Annotated in this window: 17 protein-coding genes; 7 read left to right on the forward strand and 10 right to left on the reverse strand. The window is 66.4% G+C overall.

Annotated elements, in window-relative coordinates; genetic code table 11:
* Nucleotides 1–522 precede the first annotated feature (522 nt).
* From QX010_RS12010 to QX010_RS12025, 4 genes are all read right to left on the reverse strand, one after another.
* Nucleotides 523–1,005, reverse strand: coding sequence for a hypothetical protein (locus QX010_RS12010; protein ID WP_316179681.1), 483 nt, complete (start codon nucleotides 1,003–1,005; stop codon nucleotides 523–525).
* Between the two features lie 146 nt (nucleotides 1,006–1,151).
* Nucleotides 1,152–1,640 carry a DUF427 domain-containing protein gene (locus QX010_RS12015; RefSeq protein WP_316179682.1) on the reverse strand — a complete coding sequence of 163 codons (489 nt, stop codon included), beginning with the start codon at nucleotides 1,638–1,640 and terminating at the stop codon, nucleotides 1,152–1,154.
* Between the two features lie 120 nt (nucleotides 1,641–1,760).
* Nucleotides 1,761–3,368 carry a hypothetical protein gene (locus tag QX010_RS12020; protein WP_316179684.1) on the reverse strand — a complete coding sequence of 536 codons (1,608 nt, stop codon included), beginning with the start codon at nucleotides 3,366–3,368 and terminating at the stop codon, nucleotides 1,761–1,763.
* Between the two features lie 220 nt (nucleotides 3,369–3,588).
* The gene (locus tag QX010_RS12025) at nucleotides 3,589–4,392 is read right to left on the reverse strand and encodes an MBL fold metallo-hydrolase (protein ID WP_316179686.1); all 804 of its coding nucleotides are present in this window, start codon (nucleotides 4,390–4,392) and stop codon (nucleotides 3,589–3,591) included.
* Nucleotides 4,393–4,512: 120 nt separating this feature from the next.
* Here QX010_RS12025 and QX010_RS12030 point away from each other — a divergent pair, with 120 nt between their 5' ends.
* The 7 genes from QX010_RS12030 to QX010_RS12060 all read left to right on the forward strand — a co-directional run bounded on the left by QX010_RS12030 (nucleotide 4,513) and on the right by QX010_RS12060 (nucleotide 15,223).
* Complete coding sequence (locus tag QX010_RS12030; protein ID WP_316179687.1) at nucleotides 4,513–5,631, forward strand: ring-opening amidohydrolase; 1,119 nt, start codon at nucleotides 4,513–4,515, stop codon at nucleotides 5,629–5,631.
* Between the two features lie 271 nt (nucleotides 5,632–5,902).
* A complete protein-coding gene (locus QX010_RS12035; protein WP_316179688.1) occupies nucleotides 5,903–8,296 on the forward strand; it encodes a TonB-dependent siderophore receptor in 2,394 nt (797 codons plus the stop codon).
* A gap of 399 nt (nucleotides 8,297–8,695) precedes the next feature.
* On the forward strand, nucleotides 8,696–11,227 hold the full coding sequence (locus tag QX010_RS12040) for a TonB-dependent receptor (protein WP_316179690.1): 2,532 nt from the start codon (nucleotides 8,696–8,698) through the stop codon (nucleotides 11,225–11,227).
* 40 nt (nucleotides 11,228–11,267) lie between these two features.
* Nucleotides 11,268–11,957: a Fe2+-dependent dioxygenase gene (locus QX010_RS12045; RefSeq protein WP_315802681.1), complete on the forward strand. Its 690-nt coding sequence runs from the start codon at nucleotides 11,268–11,270 to the stop codon at nucleotides 11,955–11,957.
* Nucleotides 11,958–12,913: 956 nt separating this feature from the next.
* Entirely contained in the window at nucleotides 12,914–13,954 is a 1,041-nt protein-coding gene (gene exbB, locus QX010_RS12050; protein ID WP_316179692.1) for a tonB-system energizer ExbB, read from the forward strand.
* 4 nt (nucleotides 13,955–13,958) lie between these two features.
* Nucleotides 13,959–14,408 carry a TonB system transport protein ExbD gene (gene exbD, locus QX010_RS12055; protein WP_315736414.1) on the forward strand — a complete coding sequence of 150 codons (450 nt, stop codon included), beginning with the start codon at nucleotides 13,959–13,961 and terminating at the stop codon, nucleotides 14,406–14,408.
* Nucleotides 14,409–14,434: 26 nt separating this feature from the next.
* A complete protein-coding gene (locus QX010_RS12060) occupies nucleotides 14,435–15,223 on the forward strand; it encodes an energy transducer TonB (protein WP_315802679.1) in 789 nt (262 codons plus the stop codon).
* A gap of 278 nt (nucleotides 15,224–15,501) precedes the next feature.
* On the opposite strand, the gene QX010_RS12065 is transcribed toward QX010_RS12060, so the two are convergent.
* The 6 genes from QX010_RS12065 to QX010_RS12090 all read right to left on the reverse strand — a co-directional run bounded on the left by QX010_RS12065 (nucleotide 15,502) and on the right by QX010_RS12090 (nucleotide 22,623).
* Nucleotides 15,502–17,280 carry an outer membrane beta-barrel protein gene (locus QX010_RS12065; RefSeq protein ID WP_410051944.1) on the reverse strand — a complete coding sequence of 593 codons (1,779 nt, stop codon included), beginning with the start codon at nucleotides 17,278–17,280 and terminating at the stop codon, nucleotides 15,502–15,504.
* A 174-nt stretch (nucleotides 17,281–17,454) separates the two neighbouring features.
* Nucleotides 17,455–17,796: a cupredoxin domain-containing protein gene (locus QX010_RS12070; protein ID WP_315802677.1), complete on the reverse strand. Its 342-nt coding sequence runs from the start codon at nucleotides 17,794–17,796 to the stop codon at nucleotides 17,455–17,457.
* A 614-nt stretch (nucleotides 17,797–18,410) separates the two neighbouring features.
* Nucleotides 18,411–19,184: a cytochrome b/b6 domain-containing protein gene (locus QX010_RS12075; RefSeq protein WP_316179695.1), complete on the reverse strand. Its 774-nt coding sequence runs from the start codon at nucleotides 19,182–19,184 to the stop codon at nucleotides 18,411–18,413.
* Nucleotides 19,185–19,194: 10 nt separating this feature from the next.
* Nucleotides 19,195–19,473: a PepSY domain-containing protein gene (locus QX010_RS12080; RefSeq protein WP_315802676.1), complete on the reverse strand. Its 279-nt coding sequence runs from the start codon at nucleotides 19,471–19,473 to the stop codon at nucleotides 19,195–19,197.
* Nucleotides 19,474–20,547: 1,074 nt separating this feature from the next.
* Nucleotides 20,548–21,156, reverse strand: coding sequence for a DUF4399 domain-containing protein (locus QX010_RS12085; protein WP_316179696.1), 609 nt, complete (start codon nucleotides 21,154–21,156; stop codon nucleotides 20,548–20,550).
* A gap of 9 nt (nucleotides 21,157–21,165) precedes the next feature.
* A complete protein-coding gene (locus QX010_RS12090) occupies nucleotides 21,166–22,623 on the reverse strand; it encodes a formylglycine-generating enzyme family protein (RefSeq protein WP_316179697.1) in 1,458 nt (485 codons plus the stop codon).

Genomic DNA, 22,623 nt, shown 5'->3' on the forward strand with positions numbered 1-22,623 from the left:
GGCGCGGGGAAGGCCGGGTGCTGACCGCGGCCCATGGCCCGCCTGCAACAAGAAAAGCAGGCGGCAGTCACCACAGGTCGGGCCTGACAACCGGCCTCCCCCGCGCGAACGGTTTTAACGGTGTCCTTCGTGCTCTCCCTGGGGATCGGCTTTCTTGCCCCCATCGCCCACCCGAGCCGTCACAGCATCGAACGCGGACTTGACCTCAGCATCGAGAGGCCAGGACCACACGACTTCGCCGTCCGCGCCGACCTGCGCTCGTCTGGCACAGCCGCCGCGTCCATCGCAGCCCACCTCAACGTTCGTGACGACGCGTACGTCCCTCTGCACGAGGCGGGATGGAGTCAGATAAACACGACTTCGGAAAAATAGCAAGAACGATTTCGCAAAATCCGCAACTTCTCTTCGGCGGTGGCAGTGTTTTCCCCTCCCCCTTGCGGGGAGGGGAGACGCGAGAGCCGCACTCGCGGCGCAGAATGCTGGAAGCTGACCGCAACCGACGTCGGACAATCGCGTCGCCGTTCAATCCGGCAAATTCGTAAACTTCGGGCGCCAGACGCCCAGGATCACGTTCACCGTGGCGACGCCGAGCATGACCCAGATGGCGCCCTGCTCGGTGCCGAAGTTGGGCGCAAGCGTCGCCGGGTCGATCTGGCCGGCGACGGCGCGGGCGGCCTCCTCGGCCGCCTCCTGCATCGGACCCTGCACGGCGGCAAAACCCCATTCGAAGACCAGGATGCCGGAGGCCAGCTTGGCAAGCGCCCAGCCGGCGCTATGCAGCGCGCGGTTGATCGCGATCGCGAGCAGGCCGGCGATCAGGGTCAGGCCGAGCGAGGGGAAGAACACGTAACGCACGATGGCGCCCATCGCGGCGCGCATCTCGGCGTAATGCGACAGCGACACCGACGGCTGCGGGATCAGGCCGAGCAGCACGACGAGGCAGGCCATCGCGCCCATCATGCCGATCGCGCCCATCGTGTGCAGGAACTTCATCAACCGTCGCATGGCATTCCCCGACGTCGTGAAGATGATATCTCGTCCAGCAAGGCTCGCTGCCCCTGCCAGGTCAAGCCACGCTGCATGCGCGGGCTGCCGTCACCCATACGATCAAGACCGGCCATCGGATCACGCATCGGGACGAGCGCCTGTCTCTACCAGTGCCGCGTACCCGGCCCGCCCTTGAACGGTCCGACGACGCGGGAGGTGATCCAGCCGCCGTAGAAATCGCCCTCTTGCGCGGCAACGCGCTCGTCGCCGACGAAGCAGGCCTCGACCCGAGAGGCATAGAACGCAAGATGGCCCGCGATCGGCGCGAACGGCGCCGTCGGCTGCTCGTAGCTCCAGGCCGCCTGCTCGGACACGCGGCCGCCGACCTCCAGCGTCCAGTAGCCGGCGACGCCCTTGAACTCGCAGAACGACCCGCCGGGCGCGCGCCGCAGCCACTGCATCGCGACATCCTGCGATGGGATATAGTAGACGGGCGGATGGCTGGTCTCGAGCACGCGATACCCGTCCTGCGTGTCGGCGATGGTGACGCCGGCGAATGCGACGCGCAGCCGCGCCATGCAGCGCTCCAGCCGCGGCGGCCGCGGATAGTCCCACACCGATTCCTGTCCCGGCCCCGGCACGATGCGCTGCATGTCCCTTCTCCGTGGTGGCGCCGCCGACCGCGCGCAGCGCACGACCAAGCACCAGGCAACGACCAAGCGGAGACGAAGGATCACCCGGGACTGATGGGGACGGCGGCCGTCGCCCCAGCCTCAGGACGGCGAGGCTGCCGGCAGAGCGGGTTCAGGCTCGCGCACCGCGGCCTTGCCGTTGCCCTGCCCAATGCGGAACAGTTGGATGTAGCTGCCGAGATAGAGCGGCGAGAGGCCGGCGACCGGCTGCTCCGGGACCGGCGGGTCGAGCAGCAGGACAGCATCGAAGTTCGAGCGCCAGCCGGCCAGATAGCGCGCGAGCGGCAACACGTCGGCGGGCGGCGTGTCCGGCTGCAGCCAGCGCCACGCGGCGGGCTCGGCCAGCGGCTGCGCGAGACGCGCGAAAGAGGGACGCACCGTGACGGGCTGCTGGTTCGGATGGGCGAACATCAGCGGCCAGAACGCCCGCCGCTCGATCACGAGCAGCGCCGCCATATGGGAATCGACATAACGGAAGCCGGGCAGGATGCGCTCGCGCCGGCTGGAGACGGGCTGCTCGTGGCCATGCGCGGCGATGACGCGCGCGCCGGGCTGCACATGCGCGATCGCCGCGCGCAGTTCGGCGAGGTCGACCCGGTGATCGATCCAGGCCGATGCGATATCCGCGGTCCGAACCAGCATCAGCCCTGCGTGGACGATGCCGACGAGCGCCGCCTTCCTGCCGGACACGACCGGATGCAGGCCGGCGAACAGCAGCAGGCCGCCCATCGCGGCAAAGCGCATGTCGATCAGCGTTCCTCCCAGCGCCGTCCAGGGCGCCGCGACGAAGGCCGTGAACAGCGCCGCCAGCGCCAGCGGAATGCCCGGCGCGATGACGAGCTGGCGCCGGACGAGAACCAGCACCGACATCACCACGACGGTCGTGATGATCGTCAGCTCGGCGCTGGTGGTCAGGAACGGCGTCATGATGCGCCACAGCTTCGGCGGTCCGTCCCAGTCGCCGAGTTGCAACCCTCCCTCGCCCAGCGGACAGAGCCCATAGAGCAGCACGGCCGGGCTGAGCGTGAGTCCGAGCGCACAGGCCGCGACCGCCAGCTCCCGCGTCAGGACCGCCGACCGGCGCAGCCGCCACAGCCGATCGGCCTCTCCGGCGCCGATCAGGACCGCGAAGAACAGCAAGCCGAAGATGTGGCAGAGGAAGGCAGCCGACGTAGTGATGGCCCCCCAGGCGATCGCCGGCAGCCAGCCGCCCCGACGGCGCAGCGCCACCCAGCCGGCGGCGCCGCCGAGGGCAAGACCGAGCGAGAGCTGGAAATTCATGAAGCCGAGCAGGAAGACGCCGTCATAGGCGACGATGCCGGCCGCCAGCGGCCATAAGGACAGCCGGCCGAACACCGCGCGGTGATAGGCGATGACCCCGAGGAGCGGCGCGAACAGGCTGAGCGCGAGCAGGATGCGGCCGCCGACATGAACGTCGGTGATGCGCAGCAGCGCGACGCCGATCACGTCCATGCCGAGATTGGGCAGGATGCGCCAGTTCGGCGCGTACATCTGCGACAGCACGGGATCGTCGGGATGCGCCAGCACGAACAGCCGCGCGAGGTGGTTCGGATAGTCGAGCACCGGCGGGACATCGACCAACAGAAACGGTACCGCGAGCACGATGGCGAGCACCAGCGCCAGCAGGATCCAGCGCCAGGGCAGCTCGCCGGCGCTGGAGGCGGACACGGGAGGATGGGGGACTGATCGGAAGTCTGAATGCACGAGGAGGCTGGCCGGCGCGATGGCGCCAGTCGCCGGCGAGCACGATGGCAAATGCATTGAGGTACCCCATTCCGCCCGGGATACTTCGATACCATCCGACCAAAGACTGCAAGATGTCCTGAGGCAACCTTCTGGTTGTGCCTAATGCTCCGTTACTTTACGGGGATTCCGCGAAACCGTCGGCTCAAGCGATCGCCTGGAGATAACGCCGCACCGAGCGATCGAACGCCGCCTTGGCATCGTCGGCGATGTTCTTCTGCCACCAGGCGCCGTAGATGCGATCGAAGGCGAGCGGCGCGACCGCATCGGCGATGCGGCGCACGGCGGCGGCGCCGAGCGGGATGTAGTTCGGATAGGAGTACATGAAGCTGACATGGCGGCGATCCATCGCCACCATGGCGATGTCGCCGGTCAACAGCGCGCCCCTGTCCTCGGCTCCCTTCCGCCAATGCAGGATGGTGGCGCCGGCGAAATGCCCGCCGGTCCGCAGCAGCACGACGTCGTCCGAGAGCGCGAGGCGGTCGCCGGTCCACGGCACGATCGCAGGATGCGGACGGGTGACGAAGGCCGCGTCGTCGCCGTGCAGATAGACCGGCGCATTGCCGAACGCGGCGCTCCAATCGGCGACCGCGCCATAATAGTGCGGATGCGACACGGCGATGGCCTTCAGCCCGCCCAGCGAGCGGACATGGGCAATGGCCGCATCCGTCGCCAGCGGAATGCAGTCCCACATCACGCAGCCGTCCGGCTCGGGAACGAGCAGCGCGCGCTGACCGATCGCGAAGCCCGGCTCCAGAGCAAGGCCGGTGAGGCCGTCATCCTCGCGCCAGGCGACCTGATGCCGTTCGGCGAGGTCGTCGCGGCTGAGGAAGCTCTGTCCCTTCCAGTTCACATATTGCCGCTCGTCCTCGCAGACGACGCAATGGCCGGGCGGTGCTGGCGTATCGGGAAACTGCGCGCCGCATTGAAAGCAGGTCCAGAGAGGCATGGATCACCGGTCGTCCGGGTTGGGAATGCCAAGGATAGCATGCGGGCCATCTCGGAACACCGTCGCGCGCGGCTTCGTGATTGCCTAGTGTCGCCGGACCGCACCAGAGGAGTTCTCGACATGCCGACCCGGCTGCGCCGCGCCTACGTTCACCGCCTGCCGATGCGGAGCCCGGACGATGTCGGCGCGCTCGAGGCCGGGATCGCGCAAGGCGCGATCGATCCCGCAGGGATCATCGCCATTCTCGGCAAGACCGAGGGCAATGGCTGCGTCAACGACTTCACCCGCGCCTTCGCCGTGCGCTCGCTGGAGGCGCTGCTCGGCCGATATCTTGCGGCGGACGCCGTGCGGCAGATCGCGATGGTGATGTCCGGCGGCACCGAGGGCGCGCTGTCGCCGCACATGATCGTGTTCGAGGCACGCGACGGCGGGGACGCCGCAGAGCCACGCGATGTCCCGACATCGCTGGCGCTAGGGCGCGCGCGCACGCCGGTGCTGGCGGGCGAGCATCTCGGCCGCATGCAGCAGGTCGAGCTCGTGGCCGCCGGCGTGCGCGCGGCGATGGCCGATGCCGGCATCGACGATCCCGCCGACGTTCACTACGTACAGGTGAAATGCCCGCTGCTGACGATGGAGCGGATCGAGGCGGTCGAGGCCCGGGGACAGCGCACCGCCGTGCGCAATACGCTGAAGTCGATGGGCTTTTCGCGCGGCGCCTCGGCGCTCGGGGTCGCCGTCGCGCTCGGCGAGCTCGCAGCCGGCGATCTCTCCGATGCGGCGATCTGCGCCGATGTCTCGCGCTACAGCGGGCGCGCCGCCACCTCGGGCGGCGTCGAGCTGCTCGACCACGAGATCATGGTGGCCGGCATGTCGGCCAAGTGGAGCGGGCCGCTCGCGATCGATCATGCCGTCATGGGCGATGCCATCGACATCGAGCCGGCGCGGCAGGCGCTCGCCCGGCTCGGCCTGAACGTGACGGGCCAGGTGCCGGCGGCCGACCGCAGCCGCATCGCCGCGGTGCTCGCCAAGGCGGAGGCGGCGCAGAGCGGCCGGCTGCGCGGCCAGCGGCATACCATGCTGGACGACAGCGACGTCTCCTCCACCCGCCATGCCCGCGCCTTCGTCGGCGGCGCGCTGGCCGGGCTGTTCGGCTTCACCGACCTGTTCGTCTCGGGCGGCGCTGAGCACCAGGGCCCTGACGGCGGCGGGCCGGTCGCGGTGATCGTCGCGCGCGGCTAGATCGGCGGTATCGAGATCCGGCAGGCGCCGCTCCCGCGGTTTGCGGAGACCTCGCGGGAGTTTGGGCGCGACCGGTAACGAATAACCAACAGACCCTTACCTGCGACTGATTATCACATGCATTAGGTACGATCATCCCAGGCGGGCCACCAGCGCAACCCGTTTTGGTCGAATTTCGAGGACTTGTTGAGAGGCGTTCGCAACAGGAGTGATCCTGATGGCGAATCCACGAACAAGATTTGTCCTTGAGTAGCCATTGGGGTGGTTGAGTATGGGTCGAGCCGTCTTTCCAGCAAGCTTGCGCGGGGGCACCGCGCTTCGAGGCGATCCCTCCGCTGATGTATCGGGGGTCAAGGTGTCGGCGGTCGCGGGGCTGATCGCCGTCGCCTCGTTCTCCGGCGCCGAGGCGCAGCAGGCGCCCCTGCCCTCCGTGACCGTCGAAGCGCCGGCCGCGCGCACCAAGCCGGCGCCGTCGCGGCCGTCGGCCGACCAGGTCCGCGCCCGCAGCGCGCTGCGCCGCGCGGCCCGCCAGCCGCAGCAGCCGCCGGCTCAGACCGGACCGCAGACGCCGCCCGACGCCAACCCTTACGCGGACGCGGCCGCGCCCTACAAGGTCGACCGCGTTGCTTCCGGCAAGTTCACCGAGAAGCTGGTGAACACGCCGAAGACCATCACCGTGATGAGCAAGGAGGTGCTGGAGGACAAGCACGTCACCACGCTGAAGGAGGTCGGCCGCTCGACCGCGGGCGTCACGCTCGGCTCGGGCGAAGGCGGCAACGCGTTCGGCGACCGCTTCTTCATCCGCGGCTTCGACGCCCGCAACGACATCTTCATCGACGGCATCCGCGATCCCGCCGTGTCGGTGCGCGAGAACTTCTTCACCGAGCAGGTCGAGATCCTGCGCGGCCCCGCCTCGGCCTATGCCGGGCGCGGCACCGCGGGAGGCGCCATCAACATCATCACCAAGCAGGCCGGCGACCGCAATTTCACCAACGCGGAGTCGACGCTGGGCACCGACCAGACCAAGCGCGTGACGCTCGACGTCAACCAGACGATCTCGCCGACCTTCTCGGTGCGCACCGGCGGCCTGTTCCAGGACGCCAATGTCGCGGGACGCGACCACGTCACCGACGACCGCTGGGGCGGCTTCATCTCAACCAAGTGGACTCCGACGGACTCGCTGAAGGTCACGACCAACTACGTCCACACCGACCTGTCCGGCTATCCGGACTTCGGCGTGCCGTTCTACAAGCAGGGCAACATTCCGGCGACCTCGGCCGGCATCCCGCGCAACAATTGGTACGGCTTCCTCAACCGCGACTTCCAGGCGGCGCGGCAGGATTTCGGCACGCTGGCCGGCGAGCTCAAGCTCAGCGACAGCGTCACCTTCACGAGCAAGCTGCGCGGCGAGCATTCCGAGCTGAACTACATCGGCACCCTGCCGAATGCGAGCGTGGCGGGAACGGCCAGCCCCGATCCGACCAAATGGTTCTTCAATGCCAGCGCGCAGAGCCGCTATCAGACCGTCGACAACTGGGCCAACCAGAACGACCTCACGTTCAAATACGACACCGGCCCGGTCAAGCACACCACCGTGGTCGGCACGGAGTTCTCCAAGGAGAACATCTCGATCGACCGCTACGCCGGGCTGACCTCGGAGGCGTTCGGCTCGCAGGGCACCACCGGCGGGGGCTTGCAGAACCAGAACATGTTCAGCCCCGCCTACACCAACCTGCCGTTCACGACCGTGCCGTTCCTGACCGGTAATCCGACTCGCTACGATGTCGACAGCAAGAGCGCCTATGTGATCGACACCGCGAACTGGCGCGACACCATCATCCTCACCGGCGGCCTGCGCTATGACGGCTATGCGATGCGCTCGTCGAACAACACCGCCTCGGCGACCGTCGATTCCGACCTGATCAACTACAATCTCGGCCTCGTCTACAAGCCGCTGCCGATCGGCAGCCTCTATGCCGCCTATGCGACCTCCGCCAATCCGTTCGGCTCCGAGCTCGACGGCACCGCGACCGACTACGGCGGCATTCCGCCGAACAGCACCATCATCCTCGGGCCGGAGCGCAACAAGGGCGCCGAGATCGGCACCAAATGGGAGCTGGTCGACCGCCATCTGCTGGTGACCGGCGCGCTGTTCCAGACGGTGAAGGAGAACGCCCGCGAGACCGTCAACGGGCTTTTGACCTCCGGCGCCGCCTACCGCATCCAGGGCATCGACATCGAGGCGGAAGGCAAGCTCACCGACCGCTGGAGCATCTTCGGCGGCCTCGTGCTGATGCAGTCCAAGGTGACGCAGAGCGGCGTCGCGTCCAATACCGGACTGCAGCTCGCCAACATCGCGCACCAGTCGCTGAGCGTGCTGACCAAGTACAAGTTCGACGACGGCTGGGAGATCGGCGGCCAGGCCGTCTACCGCTCGAAAGTGTTCGGCGGCACGTTCGCGGCCAACACCGGCAACGAGCTGCCGAGCTACTGGCGGTTCGATGCCTTCGTGGAGAAGCAGATCGACAAGAACTGGAGCATGAAGGTCTATGCCCAGAACCTCACCAACCAGCTCTATTACGACACCTTCTACCGCAGCAACGTGCCGTTCACCCAGGTCGCTCCCGGCCGTGCGTTCTACCTGATCACGACGGCGAAGTTCTAACGCCGCGCGCGTCCCGGTCGGGAAACAGATTCGCCAGATTCCCGCCGCATCTCGCGATGCGGCGGGAGGCAGCTCGAACCGAAGATCGCCGAAGTGATCATCAAGCGCACGATTTACCTCGCGGGACGGGGTGAAGGCCGGCCAATTCTCCCATCAGCAATTGAATGACGGAGATCAGCTCAACCAGGAGGTTTCAAGTGTTGCCGTGACGCGACACTTTGCGAACAACTCTCATTTTCAGAAATGGATGGAAACTTTTCGCATTCCGGCCACCGGCGGAACCAGCTTTGGACCGCTTTCCCCCGCTTCTTGACTTGCATTCGCAACAGGCACGCGCCGGTTGCGGGCGTTCAAACGAACCCAAGTCAGAGTTTTGCGTAACGAATGGGGTGGTCGAGTATGGGTAAGGCAATCTTTCCAAGGAGCTTGCGAGGGGCAAGCGGGCACGAGTGGGAGCCATCTCCCGAGATTTCCGGTGTGAAAGTCTCGGCAGTCGCGAGCCTGATCGCGGTTGCCTCGTTCTCCAGTGCCGAAGCCCAGCAGGCGCCGCTGCCGTCCGTCAACGTCGAAGCCCCGGTCGCGCGTCCCAAGCCGGCCGCCTCGCGCCCGACCGCGGACCAGGTCCGCGCCCGCGACGCGATGCGCCGCGCCGCCCGCCAGCAACAACAGCAGCAGGCCGCGGCGCCGAAGAGCAATCTGCCGCCCGACCGCAACCCCTATTCCAGCCCCGCCTCCGACTACAAGGGCGAGCGGCTGCAGGCCTCCGGCAAGTTTCCGGAGAAGCTGCTCAACACGCCGAAGACGGTGACGGTGCTGAGCAAGGAGATCCTGGCCGACAAGAACTCCACCAGCCTCAAATCCGCCGTGCTTTCCACCGCCGGCGTGACGCTCGGCACCGGCGAAGGCGGCAACGCGTTCGGCGACCGCTTCTTCATCCGCGGCTTCGACGCCCGCAACGACGTCTTCATCGACGGCGTGCGTGACGCCGGCGTCTCCGTGCGCGAGAACTTCTTCACCGAGCAGGTCGAGATCCTGCGCGGCCCGAACTCCTCGTTCGCCGGCCGCGGCACCACCGGCGGCGCCATCAACATCGTGACCAAGCAGGCCACGACCGAGAACAGCTTCTACAACATGGACACCACGCTCGGCACCGACCGCACCAAGCGCGTGGTGATCGACGTCAACCAGAAGATCACGCCGACCTTCGCCGCGCGCGTCGGCGGCCTGTTTCAGGATGCCGGCGTCGCAGGCCGCGACTACGTCACCGACAACCGCAACGGCGGCTTCATCGCCACCAAGTGGACGCCGCTCGACACCGTGACGCTGTCCGCCAACTACATCCACAACGAGGTGACGGGACGTCCGGACTTCGGCGTACCGTATTATCGGCCGAGCACGCTCACCGCCGGCGCGCCGTTCCCCGAGGTCGGCGCTCCGCGCAACGCCTGGTACGGCTTCGTCAACCGCGACTTCTCGCGCGTCGGACAGGACATCGGCACGCTCAATGCCGAGGTGAAGGTCACCCCCGACCTGACGATCTCCGACAAGTTCCGGGTATCGCGCTCGACCCTGAACTATATCGGCACTCTGCCGGAAGGCCCGACGCTCACCAATCCTCTCTCGAACTCGGTGATCCGGGCCAATCCGCAGAGCCGCTTCCAGCAGACCGACGTGCTCGCCAACCAGCTCGAGGCGACCTACAAGTTCGACACCGGCAACTTCAGGCATACCGTGCTCGCCGGCCTCGAGGTCTCGCAGGAAAAGGCGCTCATCAACAGCTACACCGGCCTGACCTCCGAGCAGCAAGGCCTCGCGTTCGCCGGCAGCGGTTCGCTGTCGGGCGTGAGCGTGTTCAACCCGCAGTTCACCAACCTGCCGTTCGGCATTCCGTCGCTGGGACAATTCCCGACGAACGTGAAGATCGACTCGGCGAGCGTCTACGCCCTGGACAGCGTCAACTACCGCGATCTCGTCATCCTCAACGGCGGCGTGCGCTATGACAAATACGACGTTCGGGTCGATGGCTTCGGGACGGTCAACGGCGTCGCCAACACGCCGGGCTCGACCGCGGCCTCCAGCGGCATGCCGAACTTCAACGTCGGCATGACGTTGAAGCCGGTGCCCTACGCCAGCTTCTATGCGGCCTATGCCACGTCGTCGAACCCGGTCGGCGCCGAGTTCGACGGTCTCAGCCCGCAATATGGCGGCCTGTCGGCGGTGACCAATGGCGGCGCCAACCAGATCTTCGGGCCGGAGAAGAACACCTCGATCGAGATCGGCACCAAATGGGAGCTGCTCGACGGCCGCCTGCTGGTCACGGGCGCCTTGTTCCAGACCGAGAAGGAGAATGCCCGCGAGTCGCGCAACATCACCAGCGCCGCGCAGGCCACCGCGGACTGCCCGTATCCGGCAGGCACCGTCGGCTCCGTGCCGTGTCTCTCGGCCGGTGCCGCCTACCGCATCCGCGGCATCGATCTGCAGGCGGGCGGCAAGCTGACTGACAAATGGAGCATCTTCGGCGGCATCGTGCTGATGCAGTCGGAGGTCACGAAGTCGAACATCCCGCCGGCCAACACCGCGCTGTTCACCAGCAATGTCGGCCTGCAGCTCGCCAACACCGCGCACCAGTCGTTCAGCCTGCTGACGAAGTACCAGATCAACGACACCTGGGAGATCGGCGGCCAGGCAGTGTACCGCTCGAAGATCTTCGGCGGTACTTGGCTCGCTGCGAACCAGGGCACGGAGCTGCCGAGCTACTGGCGCTTCGATGCGTTCGCGGAGGCCAAGATCGACAAGAACTGGACGGCGAAGCTGTTTGTTGCCAACATCTTCGACAAGCTCTACTACGACGCTCTCTATCAGAGTGCCACGCCGTTCGTGCTCGTCGGCCCGGGACGAAGCGCATCGATCGTCCTGTCAGGACGGTTCTGATCGCTCACCCAAGCCGGGGCCTACATCAAGTGATGAGTTCATGCTGATCTGTGTCCCCGGAATTCTGAGCAAAGACGATGTGGCGGATTTCCGCCGCATCATGGACTCCAGCGACTGGGAGGACGGCCGCTCGACGGCCGGCGCCCAGTCGGCCATGGTCAAGCGCAACGAGCAGTTGCCGCCCGACAGCGAGGTGGCGCGCAAGCTCGGCCACCGCATCATCTCGGCGATGACCGCCAATCCGCGCTTTCTCGCCGCCGCGATCCCGCAGCAGATCTTCCCGCCGCTGTTCAACCGCTACAGCGCGGAGTCGGGCCACCATTTCGGCATCCACGTCGACAACGCGGTGCGCGGCGACAAGCTCACCGGCCTGCGCATTCGCACCGACCTTTCGGTCACGCTGTTCCTCTCCGAGCCGGAGGACTACGACGGCGGCGAGCTGGTGATCGAGGATCTGTACGGCTCGCACGAGGTGAAGCTGCCGGCCGGCGACCTCGTGCTGTACCCCGCCTCGAGCCTGCACATGGTCACCCCGGTGACGCGCGGCGTCCGCGTCGCCTCGTTCTTCTGGCTGCAGAGCATGATCCGCGATCCCCTCGCGCGCAGCATGATCTTCGATCTCGATACGACGATCCAGGGTTTGTCGCAGCGGATGGGGCGCGACGATCCGGAAATGGTGCGGCTGACCGGCCTTTATCACAACCTGATCCGCTACTGGGCGGAGAACTGAACTTCCGTCCCCAATCGCGCCGATCACGTTGAGTTCGATCGCCTTTGAGCCGGGTTGCACGAGATGCAGCCCGGCTCATTCGTTTGGATGGCGACCGCTCGCTGCAGCACTGTTCTCGGCGCGCTCGCGATGGACCGCCATCCGAGCTCACATTCGGCAGCTATGCCGGAGAGATTGTGCGTTTCGCGAACTACCGCCATTCCCTTGCGGCCGACATCGACGTTGATCACGACGAAACGAGAGTCGCGCGGCGCACGCTATCTTTCGAACCGTGCCGATCTCAGCAGCACTATGATTCGGTCCCGAGGCCTTCTGGCTTGTCGGACGGCATCACAGATGCACGCACAAGTGCTCTCACCGGCCGAACGGGCCCATCACGCCCGCACCGACTAATTAGAATTGATGGAAGACCGAACGGCGGCATTTGCGTGACAGGCAGCCGCATTGGCGACGCTGCGCAAGGCGCATCCGCCTCACAGCAGGACTTTCAGGGAGTTAAGACGCGATGCACGCCATCGCGGGCTGTTACGCAGGTCGCACGATTCGATTTTTCGTTTGGCATCGCACCCACGGCGGCAACTGCCGGCGTCGATGTTCCCGCTTTGAGTCAACGCGGCGTCTCAAAACAGCCGGGTTAGGACTGGAAACATTACGGAGCGGTTAACTACCAAGGGGTGTTCAGCAACATGTTCAGGATCGTTCTTCAAGTAGGAGCGGTGATCGCAGCGGTTTCGGCCGGCGCCATGGCGCATGCCGAGCAGCCGGCCACATCGCCGAGACCTGGCCAGGCTGCAACAGCGCCGCAGACCACAGCATCAAATCCAGCGAATGCGACCGGAGCAAAGGCCGTTCAGACTGCGACGACAGCCGCCGCCACGCAGACGCCTGCAGTTGCGCCCGTCAACACCGCGGCCGGTGCGCCGGCCGCCGCTGCGCATGCGGCTCCGGCTCAAAGCATGGCACCGAAACCGGTGACGACGGGACAGACATCCACGGCGCCGGCCGTTGCCCAGGCCGCGCCCGCGCCGCAGGTCGCTGCGCCTGCGCCCGCGGCTCCGACGACCAGCGGCGTCGCACCGACGGCTGCGCCGGCTCCGTCTGCTTCCACGCCGCAAGCCGCGGCACCGAGCCAGCCGCCGGCGGCCGCAACGACCGATACCCAGCCGTCGACGGCGGCCGAAGCCGTGACTGACGCGGCAGCGGGCGACAAGGCGAAGGACCAGGCAGAGAAGCCGGCGCAAGGCGGCGCGCAGCCGTCAGCTCACGTTCCGCATGATCTGTCGCCATGGTCGATGTTCCTGGCCGCCGACATTCTCGTGAAGTCGGTCATGATGGGGCTCGCGCTCGCCTCGCTCGCGACCTGGACCGTCTTCATCGCCAAGACCATCGAGTTCTCCATCCTGCGCCGGAAGCTGAGCAGCGCGCTGCGCAAGGTCGATGACGTACGCTGGCTGTCGGAAGCCAAGCTCGCGCTGGGATCACGGCAGAACGTGCTGACGACCCTGATCGATGCCGCTATGCACGAAATCAGGATGTCGTCCGAGCTGCCGTCTCACGGCGTCAACGAGCGCGCTGCGTCGAGTTTCTCCGAGATCGTGCGTGCCGAGGGCCGGCGTTGCCGGACCGGCATGGGCCTGCTCGCCACGATCGGCTCGATCTCGCCCTTCGTCGGCCTGTTCGGCACGGTCTGGGGCATCATGAACAGCTTCATCGGCATCTCGAAGTCGCAGACCACCAACCTCGCCGTCGTCGCGCCCGGCATCGCCGAGGCGCTGCTCGCCACCGCCATCGGCCTCGTCGCCGCGATCCCGGCCGTGATCATCTACAATCACTTCACGCGGGTGACGAAGGGCTACATGGAGCTCGTGAACCGGTCCTCCGGCGCCACCGCTCGGATGCTGTCGCGCGACCTCGATCGCGGCCAGAGCCATCACGGCGAGCGCTTCGAGCCGATCCACGTCCACTCCGCGCCTCCGATGGCGCTGGCAGCGGAGTAGCCGCATGGCCGTTTCTCTCTCGGAAGGCGATGGCGACGATGATCTCGGCGAGACCAGCGACATCAATGTCACGCCCTTCATCGACGTCATCCTGGTGCTGCTGATCATCTTCATGGTGGCGGCACCGCTGTCGACGGTCGACGTGCCGGTCGATCTGCCGACATCGACGGCCACGCCGCAGAAGAAGCCGGACAAGCCGATCTATGTCAGCATCAAGCCGGATCTGACACTGTTCGTCGGCGAGGAGCAGGTGAAGCGGGCGAGCCTGGTGAGCACGCTCGAGCACATCCCCGAGGCCGCAAAGGACAAGTTCATCTTCCTGCGCGCCGACCGGGGCGTGGCGTATGGAGAGCTGATGGACGTGATGGAGCTGCTGCGGACCGGCGGCTATCCGAAGATCAAGCTCGTGACTGTCGAAGGCGTCTCACAGGCCGCCGCCCAGGCTGCACATTGAAACCAGTGAAACGACGGAACTGAAGAATGGTCGAACACAAGTATCAGGGAGCGTCGCGCCGCTTGTGGATCTCAGCCGCGATCGGCGCCCTCATGTTGCACGGTGGCGGCGCCGCGCTCGCGGTCGTCCATCTCAGCGGCAATGACGTGGACGGCGGCCTCGGCGCGGCCGGCGCCGAATTCGCGCTCGAGATAGCCTCGCCCCAGGTCGAGGACAACGATCTTCCGCCGGGTCCCGACAGCGACGCGGCCGAAGCTGCGCCGGAGCAGATGCAGCAGACCGCCGAAGTCAAGGAGTCCGACGCCGTCAAGGACAAGCCGACCGAAACCGAGGAGGAGGCCGATCGGGTCGTCACGCAGAACGAACCCAAGAAGCCGGAGAAGGAGGAACAGCAGCAGGCGACCCAGCAGGCCGAGGCGTCGGTCGCATCTGCCGCGCAGGAGGAATCGGCCCGCAAGGCGCTGGACGAGGCCGCGCCGCCGGCCGAGACGGCCAAGGCCCCCAATCCGGGAATGGGCAAGGACAAGCAGAAGCTGACCAACGATTGGGGCCGCAAGATCAGCGCCTATTTCGAGCTGCACAAGCGCTATCCGGAAGGCAAGAAGCACAATGGCACGGTCAAGGTGGCGCTGGTGCTGAGCCGGGCCGGCAAGGTGGTGTCCGCGTCCGTCATGCAGTCGTGCGGCGACTCGATGTTCGATGATGCCGCGCTGGCGATGATCCGCCGCTCCGACCCTGTGCCTGCACCGCCGTCCGGACTGACGGACGATCAGTTCAGCTTCAGCCTCGACGTGAACTTCAATCAGAAGAAATAGTCGCGGCCGGACTGCCGCGCAGATCCGGACTTGGCAGCGCTCACGTCGTGGGCGCTGCATTTCATTTTGGAGACTGGAGCCGGACACTCCCGCCGCGCGTCCACCCGTTGCAGGGGAGCTGTACTACACGGCGAAGCCAGAGCGGGAAACTCCGGCTTCCAGGCTTGCGGCCTTGCCCGGGGGATGACTGTTGGCTGCGTCACGACAAGAAGCGCGATCTCCAGGCACGTCCTCAGAAGACCACAGATGCCGCGCGCGGGTGCGTGCCGGGCTGCCGATCAGTACTGCACCCGGGCGCCGACCTGCACCACGGTCGCCGACAGATTGTTTTCGCGGAAGTTGGAGCGCGTCTCCTCGCGCCGGACGCTGGCCCTGAGCTGAAGCAGGCGCGAGAACTTGTAGAGCATGCCGAGCTCGACCAGATAGCGGTTGTCGACCCGCGTCGTGCCGGTGAACGCGTCCTCGCCATAGCCGGCGAGGAACGTGCCGATGAGCCAGGGCTCGAACTGATGCTCGACGCCGACGGTGACGTCGCGCTTGAGCACGCCGGAAATGCCGGGCTCCGTAATCTCCACCACCTGCGACTTGGCCCCCAGCGCGATCGCCGTCTCCTTGGCGAACTGCCATGTCAGATTGGCATCGGCAATGAAGCCGTTGACCGGCTTGAGCATCGGATCCTGGTAGCGGCGCGTCAGGTAGCCGACGGCGACGTCGCCGGTCAGCTTGTCGGCGTAGTTGAATGTCACGCCGGCCTCGACGGCCGTCCCGGTGGAGTCGCGGCGGAAGCCTTCGGCATCGACCGCGATGTCGTGAACGCGGCGATCGACGGCGACGTCGACGAAAGGACGAATCTCCGGCGTCAGATTGTAGGTGATGCGGCTCTGCGAGCCGTATTGGACGAAGTTGCGATCGGCATTGCTGACGATCTGGCCGTCGACGAGCGGCGCGTTCTGGAACGCGACGCGGTCGATGGCGGCCTTGGTCGAGACCTCGACCTCCTCGAACCGCTTGGTGACGCCGGCGGAGCCGCCGACGGTGGAGGCCAGCGGAATCCTGGCGAACCGGCCGGCGAAGCGCGGCGTGCCGGGATCATCGGCATCGACGGCAACGTGGCCCTCGCCGTTGAGCGCAAACGTATCGGTGATGTCGTAGCGCCCATTCACCTTGGCGTCGACGGTAGGCCTGCTGAGCTGCCGGAGCTTTGCATAGTCGATGTAGCCGACGCGCACATCGGCGTTGAGCAGATGCCGCTCGAACTGAGAGCGCACGAGCAGGACCGGCGCAACGCTGACGAAGGCCGAGCCCTTGCCCTGCGGCACACGGCCGGGATTGCTGTCGAAGCCTGAGGACATTTCGAACGCAGGCTTGAGGATGAAGTTTCCCACCGTGATGCCCTTGGGCTCATAGGGGTCTTCCTCCATCATCGGCGGCTGCGGCTCATCCTGCGGCTTCTGCCCCTTGTTCACCGGCGGCAGCCGCATCTTCGGCTTGTCGGCCAGAACGGGCGGAATCGGCTGTGCATCCTGTCGCGGAATCGGCGGCAGATTGCGCGGCAGCACGCCGCGCGTCGCCGGCGGCGGACTGACGGCGAACGCCAGCGCGTCCAGGCAGCGATTGGGGACGTTCGTGACCGACAACCGGCCCGGCGTCGACAGGCAGCCACCGACCAGAAGGCCGGCTGACGGTGTGCCGAAGAAGCCATTGCGGACAGGCGCCAGGCGCGGCGCCGGCTCGCGGCGCGCGGCCTGCGGAAGCGCGCCCGCTCCGGCATCGACCGGAGATCGCGGCCGCGGCGGTGGAGCCTCGTCCACCTGGGTGGCCGCCTTGGGCTCCGGCTCGACGCCACCAGGCGAAACGATCACCTGCGGAATGACCAGCGGTCCGTTGCCGTTGGCAGGCCGCGCCGGCTGCCGGCGGCGATTGGGCACGACTACCACCGGTCCGGCGTCGGAGGCTCCGGGATCTGCATAGGCTCTCACCTGGCTGCCCGGAACGACGGTCTCAGCGGACGACGGCGCGGCTCCAAGCAGCGTCACGAGCAGCACGGTGATCGCCACCGTCTCCTCCTGACACCGTGAGACGTCGCGACCGATGCCACGTCTGGAAGCGACCGTCTCTCGTGCTGCCCGTTCCAAAAAGCCTCGTCTCCGTCGAGTTCGGCAACCTGCGAAGCGCGGCGCCCGCGGCGTGACGCATTCCGGCATCACGGCGCCGCGGGACCGGAAGCCGGATCACTCGATGATCAGCGCGCCCTTGTTGCCCTGATGGAAATCGTCGAAGAATTCGTAGCGTCCCGGCTTCTGCGCCTTGACCTTCACGACGCCTTCCATGTTCGGCTTGATCACCGTTTCGAACTCCAGCGGCTCGCTCTCGAACTCGACCGGCGCGCCATCCAGATTCTTGACCTTGAACACGATCGGCGTGTTGGCCGGCGCCTTCATCTCCGCCGGCTGAAACTTGTTGTCCTTGACCGATATCTCGATGGTCGTCTCAGCCGCTCCTGCCGGCAGCGCGAACGCCGCGATCAACAGCACGGCGGCTCCCGCTGCCTGTCCCTTCCCAAAGAGATTCATGATGTATGTCCCTGTCCCGAATTCACCCGAATGTGCCGAACGTCTTCCGGCGCTCGCCTGCTTCGACGAGTCTCCGACACTTCATAGAACGACTATGAAGTCCCGAATGCGGCAATTTGCCGTGTCGAAATTTGACAACATCGTTGTGTGCGACAAAGCGCGCGAATTTATTAGTTGTTCGGCGTCGAGGCGCCGCGCAGACGCGTCGGCTCGAGCATCGCCGATGCGCGCCGAATGACAATGACGAACATCAGCGGTCTCCGCGGTCGGGAGCAGCACGATCACCTGAGTTCGCAGCTGTGCTGATATGAGACACGACAGGTCATGCAGCGCCGTCGCGCACGCCGCGAACCACACGAGGCTCACGATCGACCGCTTACGCTGCGTACAGCACCTGCATGATTCTCATGCACCGGCTCATCGAGACGAGTACGAGCGAGATGCACGAAGGAACGCGCTCGCACTGGTCTCATGCGGCATGGACCGCAATATGCGTGTGCGCCCATCCAGCTCGAGCCGTGTGCGGACGAGCCTCGCGCGCACCAGAAATGAAATCAGGCGCGGGCCTGCTCGCCCATATCGCCGGCGAGCGCACACGACCGATGCCCGCCGTCTCATCTGCCGACCCCCAGCCGCCTGTCGTGAACGCTGAGGGATCGCGGCATACGCGCAGGCTTCGCGGCGCCGGGCGCCGGATTCACGCGCAGGGGCGGCAGATCGGGGACGACGGATATTTGCTCCTCGTCCGCCACGGGCTCGGGCTCCGGGCTCTGGCGTGCGACGCTGCGCGCCGGCGCGGCGCGCATGATGCCCGGCACGCGCTTGCGTCCCGTGACCATCGCGCGCATCAGGTTCTCCCGCTGCAGCAAGCTCATCCACACCGTGCCGAGCACATGCACGGCGATCAGGGCGATGATGGCATTGGACGACAGCGCATGCGCCTGCTCGATCCAGCCCACGCCGAAGAACCGGACCGAGACCTGCATGACGCCGCTGATGGTCGAGACGATCAGAAGCGCAAGCATCACCACCAGCATCGCGGCCCCTGCCGGGTTCAGCCCGAGATAGCGTCCCGTCTCTCCGCGCAGCATGCCCACGATGTACTGAGGCGCCGCCCGCAGCTTGAGGCCGATCCGCGCAAACAGCGAGTGGCGGCTGCCGATCAGTCCCCAGATCAGCCTGAAGGCGACAAGACCGATGACGGCATAGCCCGCCAGGCGGTGCAGGCGATCGAAGGTGTTGGGCGTGACGCAGGCGACGAGCACGAAGCCCGCGAGCGACCAGTGCCAGACACGCAGCGGAAAATCCCAGACCGCCACGCTCCCCGGACGTGAGTTCGCCGGCGTCGGGGAGACGACGCTCCGCTGCGCCGGGCCTGCGTCACGCATGACCATCAGATCACTTCGCCTTGGTGTGCTTCAGCGCGAGGTCCTCGGGGCTGTAAAACAGCTCATAGAGCTTGCCGCCCTTGACACCGTAAACCTCGTAGCAGGTGCCCTCGATCTTGGTCTGCCGAACCTCGTAGCCCGCGGCCTTCGCCTTCGCCTCGGCTTCGGCGGTGGTCTTCCACGACGCCTTGTCGAGCCTGGTGCAATCCTTGTAGCCGTCGGCGAGCGCCGCGGAGCCCGACGCCAGACCCGCCGCCAAGACCACGCCTAACAGTTTGATGACCTTCATTATGAAATTCCTCCTCGAAGACTGCGCCATCGGCGCCAACAGCGCTCGATGCGCGGACTACAAAGGGGAGGGAGATTTCAACGAAACTTGGACGTCATCGTCCGCGGTGGATGGCCTCGACCACGCAGGCGCGGCTCGAAACGTTCCGCATCCGGCCGCAATGTCGCTGAGATGCGAACTCACATGCGGTCCAGTCAGGATCGAACCATGTCAACAGGCTACTGATCTCTTCAGGACTCGACCCCGTGCCGGGTTCCCTGCGCGTTGCAACTGATATTGATTCGCAAGGATGTAGCAGCATCGTCGTGAGGCGTATGCGCTTTGCTCCCGCACAAGGCGTGGCCGGCGCGGCGTGCGGGACCACACTCCCGCCCGATTGCCGCTGTGACCATGATGAGGCGAGAAAGGAACCGACAGCGACAAGGCTGCGACCTTAAGCCTCAGAAAAATTTTCTGAGCATCGCGATCGTTCGCACGACCAGATCGAGATCGGTGGTGGACGATGACGATGCGGCTGCTTGCGAACGGATCTCGCGGCCGTCAGACGCACATCCGTGCGGACAACGGCAAGGCCATCCTGATCCTGGACGCGGGCGATACTCTTGCCGACACGGACTGCCGACCAGGATGGCGAGTCGCTGCAGGAAAACGACGTCTCGGATGCCTCGGCAACGACGTCCCCGCTTGCGCCGGGATCTGCCATGGACGCGCGTCCGGACGAGCGGCCGTTGCCGGATGGCGGATCGTCCTTGCCGCCATCGCGCGACAGGCGCCGCCCTCAGCGATGGATCCTCGCGGAGCGACCGAGCTTGCGTCCCACGGTCGCGCGCAAGCCGACGCGCATCACGCGCCCGGCCGTTGGGAATCAGGGCTATCGCACTTGACGATACAAGTTTGAGGTCGGCTCCTTCCACACCGTCATGGCCGGGCTCCGTCCCGGCCATCCACGTCGTTCGGCATCCTGGGAAGGACGTGGATGCCCGGGACGGAGCCCGGGCATGACAACGTGGAGGCAGCGCAGCGAAACACTCAGATCTTCATATGCGATAGCCCTGGTTGGGAATGGAGAGGTCGTCACTTCGTCCCGGAGAAGACGCGGCTGATGAAGTCGGAGCTCTCGGGGGACTTCGTCATCTCCGGCGACGGCTCGGGCTGGGCCGGCGGCTCTGCCGGCACGGATCGGATCTGCGGTCGGTTTCGGGCGGTGACGCTGCGTGTCGCGCGCGCCTCCTGCTCGCCTCCGTTCGGCTTGCTCACCGTGATCATGATCTTCTCGGAGATCACCGGCGGATCGAAGTTGAGATGCCTGGTGTCACCCAGCACGAGCTGCAGCGTGTGCTTGCCGGGCGACAATTCGATCCGCGCCTCGGTCTCCCCCGCTGCGTAATGAACGTGTTTCTTGTCACGCGGAATCTCCTCGCCGGCCTGCATCGTCTCGTCGACGTCGACGAGAAGATGATGATGGCCACTGCCGGCGAAATCGTCGCCCGCATGGGTGACGCCCATGTTGCGCAGTCCGAAGCGAGCGATAAAGGGCCCGGTCACCGTCTCCCCATCCGCAGGAGAGATGAAATAGACGCGGGCATCCTTCGCAGCCTTCGTTCCCTTGGCTGGCGCCAATGACGGCGCGAGCACGAGCGATGCGGTCAGGATAAGGCAGAGTCGCGCAGACCTCGGCAGCATGCAAATCCCCTATGGTGAGAGCGCGACGCGGAAACCCAGGGTCGGATGCCGGATGCGGCCGTCATAGCGGTCGCGACTGCCGGCCCGCGCATCGGCGGCGCCGTTCTTCCACGATCCCGAGCGGATGACGCGGGCATAGCTGCCCTCCTCGAGCCAGGCCGATCCATCCGCCGGCGCGCCCCTGTAGTTCTTATGCCAGTTGTCGGCGACCCACTGGCCGACGCCGCCGCCCATGTCGAACAGGCCGTAAGGATTGGCCTGGACACTGCCGATCTTCGGCGGCTGATCCGTCTCGGCGTCCCCCGTGCCGTTGCAGCCCTTGCAACTGGCCATCCCCGGGCGCATGCGATCGCCCCACCAATAGCGGGTGCGCTGGCCGCCGCGCGCGGCATATTCCCACTCGGCCTCGGTCGGCAGCCGGAACGCCTTGCCGGTCGCCTTCGACAGCCAGGCGAGATAGGCCTGCGTGTCGTCGTAGCTCAGGTTGGTGACCGGACGATCATCCGCACCGGCCGCGATGTCGGCGCAGCTTGCCGCCGCGACACACTGCTTCCACTCGCCGATCGTCACGGGATGCTTGCCGAGCGAGAACGGTCGCACGCTGACCTGATGCGACGGCTGCTCGGACTCGTCGTCGCCGCCCATCGCAAAACTGCCGCCGGCGATCGCAACCAGCTCGGGCACGAGCAGCTTCGGCTCGGCGTCCGGCGCCGGCGGGATCGCCGCGGTGCCGGATGATCGCGCCAGCGTTGCCTCGAGTGCAGGAGCCGGCTGACGCGGCGCGATGAAGGCGCTGGACGGCGATCGCGCAACGTCCTGGGGCGCGCTGGCGGCTTCCAGCAGGATCCGGCGCGGCGGAGGCAGCGGCACGGCGGACTGCGCCTCCTGCTGCGAGCTCGATGATCCTGACCCAGGCGGCGCCTGAATCAGCAGCCTGATCTCGCGTAACGGCAGCAGCACGCCGCCGAGGAAGACGATGCCGAGGACCCCGACGCCGAGCGCTCCGCGGATCAGCTTCTTGCGACTTCCTGGAGCCGGTGCGAGGAGGACGTTCAGCCGGCCGCCCTCACCCGTCTCCTCCTGATCATCGTCGCTGCCGTCGTCCCATCTGTCCGGACCGGACGCCGCCGGCGCAAGCGACGGGCGCACCGGAGAGACTGGCGCAGCTTCTCGTCGAGCCGCACCCTCCGGCTCTGCGGTCTCCCATTCGGCATCGAGCGACTGCTCGAGCGCGCCGCACATCATCAGCAGCAGCCCGCCTTCGCTCTTGCCGGTCCAGCGCTCCTGCACCTCGGGACACTCGACCTGATCCTCGACGCGCAGGAAGCTCGGCGGACGCATCGGGCTGAGCGAGACCTGCACCGTGCGGCCGCAGCGCCGGCAAGCCACCGCGCGGGAATCCTCCGGCAGCGCATCCTCGGCGAGCTTGGGAGCCCGCAGCCATTGCAACGCTGAACTCTCGCTCAT

It is taken from the genome of Bradyrhizobium sp. SZCCHNRI1009 (assembly GCF_032487575.1).
Taxonomy (GTDB): domain Bacteria; phylum Pseudomonadota; class Alphaproteobacteria; order Rhizobiales; family Xanthobacteraceae; genus Bradyrhizobium.

Coding starts and splice junctions, on each gene's coding strand:
- QX010_RS12015 (WP_316179682.1), bottom strand. CDS start 1,640: ATGCAGCGCATCGTGCCGGGGCCGGGACAGGAATCGGTGTGGGACTAT.
- QX010_RS12085 (WP_316179696.1), bottom strand. CDS start 21,156: ATGCTGCCGAGGTCTGCGCGACTCTGCCTTATCCTGACCGCATCGCTC.
- QX010_RS12080 (WP_315802676.1), bottom strand. CDS start 19,473: ATGAAGGTCATCAAACTGTTAGGCGTGGTCTTGGCGGCGGGTCTGGCG.
- QX010_RS12035 (WP_316179688.1), top strand. CDS start 5,903: ATGGGTCGAGCCGTCTTTCCAGCAAGCTTGCGCGGGGGCACCGCGCTT.
- QX010_RS12030 (WP_316179687.1), top strand. CDS start 4,513: ATGCCGACCCGGCTGCGCCGCGCCTACGTTCACCGCCTGCCGATGCGG.
- QX010_RS12070 (WP_315802677.1), bottom strand. CDS start 17,796: ATGAATCTCTTTGGGAAGGGACAGGCAGCGGGAGCCGCCGTGCTGTTG.
- QX010_RS12040 (WP_316179690.1), top strand. CDS start 8,696: ATGGGTAAGGCAATCTTTCCAAGGAGCTTGCGAGGGGCAAGCGGGCAC.
- QX010_RS12010 (WP_316179681.1), bottom strand. CDS start 1,005: ATGCGACGGTTGATGAAGTTCCTGCACACGATGGGCGCGATCGGCATG.
- exbD (WP_315736414.1), top strand. CDS start 13,959: ATGGCCGTTTCTCTCTCGGAAGGCGATGGCGACGATGATCTCGGCGAG.
- QX010_RS12060 (WP_315802679.1), top strand. CDS start 14,435: ATGGTCGAACACAAGTATCAGGGAGCGTCGCGCCGCTTGTGGATCTCA.
- QX010_RS12025 (WP_316179686.1), bottom strand. CDS start 4,392: ATGCCTCTCTGGACCTGCTTTCAATGCGGCGCGCAGTTTCCCGATACG.
- QX010_RS12090 (WP_316179697.1), bottom strand. CDS start 22,623: ATGAGCGAGAGTTCAGCGTTGCAATGGCTGCGGGCTCCCAAGCTCGCC.
- QX010_RS12075 (WP_316179695.1), bottom strand. CDS start 19,184: ATGCGTGACGCAGGCCCGGCGCAGCGGAGCGTCGTCTCCCCGACGCCG.
- QX010_RS12045 (WP_315802681.1), top strand. CDS start 11,268: ATGCTGATCTGTGTCCCCGGAATTCTGAGCAAAGACGATGTGGCGGAT.
- exbB (WP_316179692.1), top strand. CDS start 12,914: ATGGCACCGAAACCGGTGACGACGGGACAGACATCCACGGCGCCGGCC.